Here is a 9465-nt window from a genome sequence, read left to right as displayed (position 1 = left end):
CGATGTGGCCCGATCTGTCGGCATACCTGGCAGGCGATCGCGGGCCCGAACCAAGAGGGTCGGCGTTTCGATCTGATGCTGCGATATGTCCGCGGTGAGGCGCAGATAGGCACCCATTGCGGTGAGGCGGTCCGCTGACAGCTCCAGCCGTTGTTCATCGATGCGGGCCAGCATTCCGTCGATGAGAGACCGCATCCACCAATCGTTGCCATCGGTGATAGCCATATCCGCTGGATAGGTGTCGATCAAGGCGAGGCCGCGGGGACGAAGCCCCCGCATCTCCAATTGCGCGACCACCGCATGTGCGACGATGCCGCCGAGTGAGCGCCCCACTACCACGAAATCACTGTCCCCGACCAAATCGGCGACCATCGCCGCTTGCGACTGCAGATATGTTTCGAGATCGTGGGGAACCGCCGACCCCGGCGCGAACCCCGGGGCATCGGCAGACCACACCGCATATCGATCAGTCAGGGCCGCCGCGAATCCACTGAACTCGTGTGGTCCGGACATCGCGGTGAGTGCCGGGAAACAAACCGTGGTCAATGCGTCGGCGCGTCCTTGCCGCAAGCGGACTGGCGGTGGCGTGTGTCTCTGAATCTGATCGCGTGTAAAGGTCGGTCTGGTGTGGGAGGCCGCGACGATTAACGCCGCGCCAGCCTCCACTGTTCCTCGACGATTGAGGTCGAGGTAGACCTCGGGCAACGAATCGGACGCGGAGGACGAAGGCCCTTGTGGCGACGGGGATTCGGCGTCGAGTAGGTGGGTGACAAGGTCGCGCGGGCTCGGGTGATCGATGATCACATTGGGCGCCAGACGCAATCCCAGGCGGCTCCCGAGACGCTCCACGAGTTCGACGGCGGCCAGCGAGGTCATCCCCAGCTCGGCGAATCGGATCTCGTCGTCGAGATCTTCGCGACTGATACCCAACACATCGGCCGTGGCGGCCAGCACCTCATCGGCGACGTCGGGTGCGACCGAGGTTTGAGGGAGATGCTCCGTCGGGAGCTGAGCCGGTTCGGGCCGCACCCGATCTGGTCTATGGTCGGAGATCAGAGCGGGACCGGGCTCGAGCCAGTACCGACGTCGGTCGAATGCGTATGACGGCAGTGGTATGGCCGTAGCCTGTTTATCGGCGAGTGTCGGCCAGTCGATGTCGGCACCGTCGACTGCCAGCGCGGCTGCGGCAAGAAGGACCGTCTCTTCCGGATCGCGGTCCCGACGTGCCGTCGGTATTACGGCGATATCCTCGTGACGCTCGTCCGCCCGGAGAGTGTCCAGGGCTGAGCGGCTCAGATGTGAATCCGGCCCGACCTCGACCAGATGAGTGGCGCCCCGGCGGATGAGTTCGCGGATTGAGTCACAAAAATGAACAGGATGCCTGATTTGGTCAACCCAGTGCTCCGCGCGCCCACAATTCGCGCTCGTATGCTCACCGCGCACCGTTGAGACGATTGGGATCTGAGGGGTTGCGAAAGAAATGGAGGCGATGGCGGCGCGGAACTCCGCGAGTATCGGGTCCATATGTCTGGAGTGAAAGGCATGACTGACCGCGAGGCGGCGAGCGCGCATCCCCTGCGATGTGGTCGCACGGAGAAGATTGTCGATCGCGGTGTCCGAACCGGCCACGACCAGGGATGACGGGGTATTGATCGCGGCGACGTCGAGGTCGTCTCGCCACTCGGGAAACGCGGTGTCCAGATGGTCTTCCACCGCGTCGACCGCGAGCATCGACCCACCCGGGGGAAGTGTCTGCATCAGGGTGGCGCGAGCGGCAACCAGCTTGACCGCGTCGGTGAGGGTCAATACTCCGGCAACATGAGCCGCCGCGACTTCGCCGATCGAGTGGCCACACAGGTAATCCGGTCGAACACCCCAGGATTCGAGTAGGCGGAACATCGCCACTTCGAAGGCGAACAATGCCGGCTGGGCGAAGATCGTCTGGTCGACTCGATCGGGTGCGGAATCGGCGGCGATCGCCTCACGAAGTGAGCCGTCCACACCGTCCAACTTCGCATCCATGAGGTCGACGATGGACTCGAACTGCGCGGCGAAGACAGGAAATTTGGCGCACAGTTCGGCTCCCATTCCGGGGCGCTGGCTTCCCTGGCCGGTAAATAGGTACCCGATGGCGCGATGACGACGGGCGTGACCCACCACCGCACCCCGCCCTGCTACACCATCGGCGACCGATGCGAGACGTTCGGCCAGTACCTGCGGCGATGCGCCGATCACCGCTGCACGGTGGCTCAGGCTCGCACGGGCCGTGCGAAGTGTCGTCGCGACTGCCCGCGGATCTATTTCCGGGTGACGTGAGAGGTATTCGGATAGGCGTCGGCTCTGTCCCGATAAGGCGGCCTCGGTATGACCGGAGAGCAACAGGGTGACCGTGGCCGAGTTTTCCGGCACGGGCGGTGGGTTGCTGGTGGGGGGTGCTTCGAGGATGAGGTGGGCGTTGGTGCCGCTGACGCCGAAGGCGGAGACGGCTGCGCGTGGTGGGTGGTTGGTGTGGGGCCAGGGGGTTGATTCGGTGAGGATGGCGACGTGTCCTGATGTCCAGTCGACGTGTGTGTTGGGGTGGTTGGCGTGCAGGCTGGCGGGCAGGGTGTGGTGGGTGAGTGCTTGCACCATTTTGATGACACCGCCGACCCCGGCGGCCGCGGCTGTGTGGCCGATGTTGGATTTGAGTGAGCCGATGTAGAGGGCGGGGTGATCTGGTGTGCGTTGGCCGTAGGTGTGGATGAGTGCTTCGGCTTCGATGGGGTCGCCGAGGGGGGTGCCGGTGCCGTGGGCTTCGACGGCGTCGATGTCGTTGATGGTCAGGTGGGCGTCGGTGAGTGCGCGGGTGATGACGTCGCGTTGGGCTCGGCCGTTGGGGGCGGTGAGTCCGTTGGAGGCGCCGTCTTGGTTGATGGCGGTGCCGCGGATGGTTGCCAGGATGTGGTGGCCGTTGGTGTGTGCGTCGGAGAGGCGTTCGAGTGCGATCATTCCGATGCCTTCGGCCCATCCGGTTCCGGTGGCGTCGTCGGCGAAGGACCGGCATCGCCCATCAGCTGAGAGTCCGCGCTGGCGAGAGAACTCGATGAACCCCGAGGGAGAGGTCATCAGGGTGACGCCGCCAGCGAGTGCGAGGTCGCATTCGCCGTTGCGCAATGCCGACGTGGCGAGGTGGATTGAGACCAGTGAGGAAGAGCAGGCGGTGTCGACCGATACTGCCGGACCCTGCAACCCGAAGGTGTAGGCCACCCGACCCGACGCAACACTTGGCATCGTCCCCACCCCGGTATAGCCTTCCAATTCGTCGGGGACCGCCGTCCAATGACCGTCGGCGTAATCGCCCGCAACGACTCCCACGTAGACGCCGGTGTTGCTGCCGCGTAGTGACTGTGGGTTTATCCCGGCGTTTTCCAGTGTCTCCCAAGTGATTTCGAGCAGGTGTCGCTGTTGGGGGTCGGTGGCCAGTGCTTCGCGGGGGGACATTCCGAATAGGGCCGCGTCGAAGTCGGCCATCCCGTCCACGAAACCACCCGTGTGCACGTACGACGTCCCGGTCCGCGCCGGATCACTGTCGATCAGAAGTTCACGATTCCAGCCTCGATCATCGGGCCAGTCGGTGATCGCATCCTTCTCATCTTCGACGAGGGCCCACAGTTCGTCCGGCGAGCTGACGCCGCCGGGGTAGCGGCAGGCCATCCCGACGATCGCGATCGGCTCTCCGACGGTCTGACGTGCCGCTTCGAGTTCGGCCCGTAACGCGTGAGAGTCCGCTATCGCCTTGCGCAGATACTCTCGGAGCCTGGCTTCGGTCGCGGTGCCCGACGCCGCCGTTTCGGTTGTCATAGCCCACTCCTCCCACTGTCGACCATGTCGAACAGTTCATCGTCTGAGGCGGCTTCCAGATCGGTGGTCGCGTCGCTCATATTCCTGTCGGCTGCGTCGGCGGCGCCCGGGCTCCAACCGGACAGCGTCGCGAGCCGTGCCCGAACGTCGTCGTCGGGCTCGGTCCAGCCCAGCGCCGCCGTAAGTTCATCCACGAGCGCCGAGACGTGCTGGGCCCGGTCGGCTTCCACCAGTCCGCGGATATGGTCGGCGATCGCTTCGGGGGTCGGGCAATCGAATGCCAGCGTTGATGGGAGGCGGTGTCCGGTAGCTCGGCTCAGTCGTTTCATCAGGTCCACGACGGATACGGATTCGAATCCGAGATCCTTCAGAGCGGTGTCGTCGTCAAAGTCGTCAACCTCCTCCATCCGCAACACGGCCCGAATCTGTGTGGTGACGAGCTGTGTGATCTCGGTTGTCAGGTCTTCGCCGTGAAGTGATGCTCCGAACGAGGGGGTGGTGACAGGGGCATCGACCCCCTCTGTATCGGCAGATTCGGTTCGGTCGTCGAGCACTTGCTGCTCTTGCTCGGCGTCTAACCAGAATCGTCGAGGTTCGAAGGCATATGTCGGAAGTTGGCCCGACGTCGGAATAGCTGTCTTGGCCGATGAGTTCAGTGCCGCCCAGTCAACATTGACGCCGTTGACCCACAGATCGGCCGCGGACAACAGGAGCCGCCTGCTATCCCCGTCATCCCGGCGCAGCGTTCCGGTGACCACACCGTCGGTCACCGACCGCGCTTCGAGCATGGCATCGAGTGGCTGAGTGAGAACCGGATGCGGACTGACCTCGACGAAAACATTGTGACCGAGATCCACGGCGACCTGTGCCGCAGCGTGAAAGCGCACTGTTTCCCGGAGATTGTTGAACCAATGTCTACCGTCGAGATCCGCCGACTTGATCACCGCGCCGGTAACGGTGGAGATCATCGTTACGGCGGACTCGGTTCGTCGGACTTCGCCGATTTCGCTGAGGAGCGAATCTTCCAGCGCGTCGATGACGACCGAATGCCCGGCGAGTTCAGCGTCGAGCCGGCGGACGCGGACGCCATCGGCGCCAGCACGCTCGACCACCGCGTCGACGCCGTCGGCCTCACCGGAAACCACCACTGCTGAATCGCCGTTTATCGTGGCGATTCCGACATCCGGTGCGACTTTCCTGATCAGTACCGCGGCGTCGTCGCTGGATAGAGCGATTGAAGCCATCGCGCCGCGGCCCACCAAGCGTGCGAGTTGCCGACTCCGGACGGCGACCAGACGTGCGCCTTCCTCCAGACTGAGGATTCCCGCCGCACAAGCGGCCGCCACTTCACCCTGGCTATGGCCGATGACGGTGTCGGGCCGTACACCCATCTCACCCCAGAGCGCGGTCAGGCCCATCATTACCGCCCAGAGCGCCGGCTGATCGAGTTCAACATTTGTCTTACCTGGCAGCCGCTGCCCACCCGACCGGAGGTAGCCCTCGACATCCCAGTCGAGGTGAGAGGCCAGTGCGTGAGCGCAGCGACTGATCGTGTCGGCAAATACGGGCTGAGTCGTCAGGAGTGAAACGGCCATCGCGGGCCAGTGCGCCCCGTGTCCCGGATAGACGAAGACGGTCCCCCGATGATCGTGTGAAGTCCCAACGACCGAGGACTCGGTTGGGGCATCGTCGGCTACCGCGGCCAACTCGCCGGCCAACTCGGCACGGTCGCGACCGATTACGACGGCGCGATGGGGGAGCGCCGCGCGGCTTGTCGCTAGGGCATGAGCCGCGACGCCGGGGTCGACAGAGACGTCCGACGACAAATGGGCAGCCAGTCGGGCCGCCTGTCTCGTCAAGGCCGGGCCTGTCAGCCCGGACACCGGCCAGGCGACTATCGGTCGAGAATCGGGACCTTCTTCCTCGATCTGGACACTGCTATCCGCGCTGGTGGGGGGTGCTTCGAGGATGAGGTGGGCGTTGGTGCCGCTGACGCCGAAGGCGGAGACGGCTGCGCGTGGTGGGTGGTTGGTGTGGGGCCAGGGGGTTGATTCGGTGAGGATGGCGACGTGTCCTGATGTCCAGTCGACGTGTGTGTTGGGGTGGGTGGCGTGCAGGCTGGCGGGCAGGGTGTGGTGGGTGAGTGCTTGCACCATTTTGATGACACCGCCGACCCCGGCAGCGGCCTGAGTGTGGCCGATGTTGGATTTGAGTGAGCCGATGTAGAGGGCGGGGTGATCTGGTGTGCGTTGGCCGTAGGTGTGGATGAGTGCTTCGGCTTCGATGGGGTCGCCGAGGGGGGTGCCGGTGCCGTGGGCTTCGACGGCGTCGATGTCGTTGATGGTCAGGTGGGCGTCGGTGAGTGCGCGGGTGATGACGTCGCGTTGGGCTCGGCCGTTGGGGGCGGTGAGTCCGTTGGAGGCGCCGTCTTGGTTGATGGCGGTGCCGCGGATGGTTGCCAGGATGTGGTGGCCGTTGGTGTGTGCGTCGGAGAGGCGTTCGAGTGCGATCATTCCGATGCCTTCGGCCCATCCGGTTCCGGTGGCGTCGTCGGCGAAGGACCGGCATCGCCCATCAGCTGAGAGGGCTCCCATTCTTTCCGCCGCCAGCATGCTGGCTGGCGTGGACAGCAGGGTGACGCCGCCGGCGAGTGCGAGGTCGCATTCGCCGTTGCGCAATGCCGACGTGGCGAGGTGGATTGAGACCAGTGAGGAAGAGCAGGCGGTGTCGACCGATACTGCCGGACCCTGCAACCCGAAGGTGTAGGCCACCCGACCCGACGCAACACTCGAAGCACTTCCGTTGATCAGAAATGCCTCGAGATCCGCGGGGATCGTGCTCAGCCGGGTGGCGTAGTCGTTGTACATGATGCCTGCGTAGATGCCGGTGTTGCTGCCGCGTAGTGACTGTGGGTTTATCCCGGCGTTTTCCAGTGTCTCCCAAGTGATTTCGAGCAGGTGTCGCTGTTGGGGGTCGGTGGCCAGTGCTTCGCGGGGGGACATTCCGAATAGGGCCGCGTCGAAGTCGGCCATCCCGTCCACGAAACCACCCATGTGCACGCTGCCACCCGTGGCGCTCCATCCTCGGTCGTCGGGCCAGCCGCTGATCGCGTCGTCACCGCGTAGCGACAATTCCCAGAGGTCGCGTGGTGTGCGTACCCCACCCGGGTAGCGGCAGGCCATCCCGACGATCACGATCGGATCGTCGTGGGTATTCGATCGGTTGGTCACCGGTCTCTGCGCTGGTTCGTCGAATTCACCCAGTACACGAGTGGTGAGATCGGCGACCGTGGGATGGTCGAAGACCACCGTCGCGGGCAGTCGTACATCCAGTTCGTGCGCGATTCGATTTCGCAGTTCGACCGCTGCCAGGGAGTCCAATCCGAGCTCCTTGAACGGTGAGGAGTCCGGAACGATGGTCTCGTCGGGGTGGCCGAGGACGGCTGCGACCTGCCGACGCACGACGGAAGCCACTGCGCGAGAACGGCCTTCACCTGAAGCGCCCCGGACGTGATCGCTGGTCTTCGAACTAGCCGACCGTCGAGGTGTACTCACCCGCAACACACCGCGCAGCATCGGAGACATGGCGGGTTGCCATTCGGTCCGGGCCAAGCCGAGGGGGACCGCGTCGCGGCCTGCACGCAGGCATCGGGTGAGCATGGCAGCACCCTCGTCAAAGTCGAGTGCGCGTACGCCCTGGTTCATCAGTCGCCGACGATCGCTTTCACCGAGGTGGTCGGTGAGATCGCTGGACGTTCCCCACAGGCCCCAAGCGAGCGACGACGCGGCCAACCCCTGGCTTCGGCGCCAGTGCGCGAAACTGTCGAGGAAAGTGTTGGCCGCGGCATAATTCGCCTGGCCGGCGGTTCCGAGTGTGCCTGCCGCGGAGGAGAACACCACGAAGGTGTGCAGCCGGCAGTGTTCGGTGAGTCGGTGGAGATTCCACGCAACATCGACTTTGGCGGTCATCACCGTGTGCAAAGCTGCTGGAGTCAGCTTATGTGCGGGCATATCCGCCAGTGCGCCGGCGGCATGCACCACAGCGGTGAGTGGTCGTGACGCCGGGACACTGTTAATGAGAGCGCTGAGTTGCCCGGCATCTGTCGCGTCACAGGCCACGACTTCGGCGCGTAAACCGATGGCGGTCAATTCGGCCAGCGCGTCCGGTGCGTCTTCATCATCCGGGCCGCGACGTGATGCCAAGATCACGTCGGTGATCCGCCCAGTGGTGGCGAGTGCGCGCGCGGCGAGCCGCCCCAACATGCCTACACCGCCGATGATGAGCGCTGTCTGATCGTCACCCGATGATGATGTGGGTTGGTCGACTTCCGGCGTCGGGGCGGTTAACGGGTCTCGTGACAGGCGGCCTACGCGTGTGCTCCCGCGGCGGATCGCGATGTCCGATTCGCCCTCGTCCATCGCTCGCGCCGCCACCACGGCAAGTTCGTGGTTCTCCAGTGAGCCGTCGTGATCGACATGGACAATTCGTCCGGGCATCTCCGCTCGAACTGTGCGGACGAACCCGGGGATAGCGCCCAGCCGAAGGTCGACCTGGTCGTCGGCACTAACGGCGAGGGCCTGCCGGGTGAAGACAGCGAGACGGGATTCGGGGTCCCCGTGAGTGATCCAGTCTTGAACGGATGAGAGCAGCCGTTCGGCCACCGCATGTACTGACTGGGCAACGTCGTGGCTGTCGGTACGGCCGATATCGGCAAGCCAATCCGAGGAGTCGGCGATAAGGATTCCAATTGGATCGGGATCGTCATCGAGGCGCTCGGCCGACGGGTGGAACTCCACCCATTCGACCCGGCACAGCGGGGTGCGCGGAGCGCCCACGCCGACCGAGGCTGTGTCTATATGCCGCACTGTCACCTCGTCGATGCTGAAGACGGGTGCGCCACTGGGATCGACCGCGACCACCGAATACCCGGTGCCGGACGGCTCGACGGTGACCTCGACCTGCTCGGCGTCGCGTGACCAGCGGCGGATCCCGTTCCAGCTGAACGGCAACGCGAGATCTTCGCGAGCATGGGCGATCGGATGCAGTGCGGCGTCGAGAAGTGCCGGATGGATGCTGAATTCGGTGGTTTCTCCCGCGGCATCGGGAAGATCTATGACTCCGTAGAGTCGATCACCCGACTCTGTGAGTTCGCGGAGTCCTCGAAATGTCTCGCCGTACTCGAGTCCACGCTCGGCGAGCCGCGCATAGACCTCTTCGACGTCGACGGACCCGCGGGCCGGCGGGCGGCTAGCGTCACGCGGCGGCTTCGCGGCGTCGTCGACTCGCAGATTTCCGGAAGCGCACTGATGCCATTCGCCGCCGAGTTCGGGATGGGTACTGCTGGTGTGGAAGGTTATTGGACGTGACCCGCCACCATCCGCGGCGACGTAGATCTGCAACCACACCGGCTCGGCGGCGGGTAGGCGGATTGGGCGTTCGTTGATCAACTCATCCACTACGGGAAATCCGAGCCGTTCACCGATCGACAGGGCCAGATCGGCATATGCGGCGCCGGGTAGGATCACTTCGCCGGAGACGACGTGATCCGCGAGCCAAGGCTGATCGAGCAGCGAAATCCGTCCCATGAACAGTGTTGTGCCAGCTCCGGAGACCTCGGTGGAGCCA

General features: G+C 64.5%; 2 protein-coding genes. Both read right to left on the bottom strand.

Annotated features, from left to right (window positions below; all coding sequences use genetic code 11):
* A partial coding sequence (locus GOEFS_RS21180) for a type I polyketide synthase (protein ID WP_007320002.1) occupies window positions 1-3840 on the bottom strand: 3840 nt, incomplete at its 3' end.
* On the bottom strand, window positions 3837-9465 hold a 5629-nt coding region (locus GOEFS_RS21175), incomplete at its 5' end, for a type I polyketide synthase (RefSeq protein WP_007320001.1). The genes GOEFS_RS21175 and GOEFS_RS21180, both read right to left, overlap by 4 nt.

The organism is Gordonia effusa NBRC 100432, assembly GCF_000241305.1.
In the GTDB taxonomy this organism is placed as follows: domain Bacteria; phylum Actinomycetota; class Actinomycetes; order Mycobacteriales; family Mycobacteriaceae; genus Gordonia; species Gordonia effusa.
This window is presented reverse-complemented; position numbering and strand designations above follow the sequence as displayed.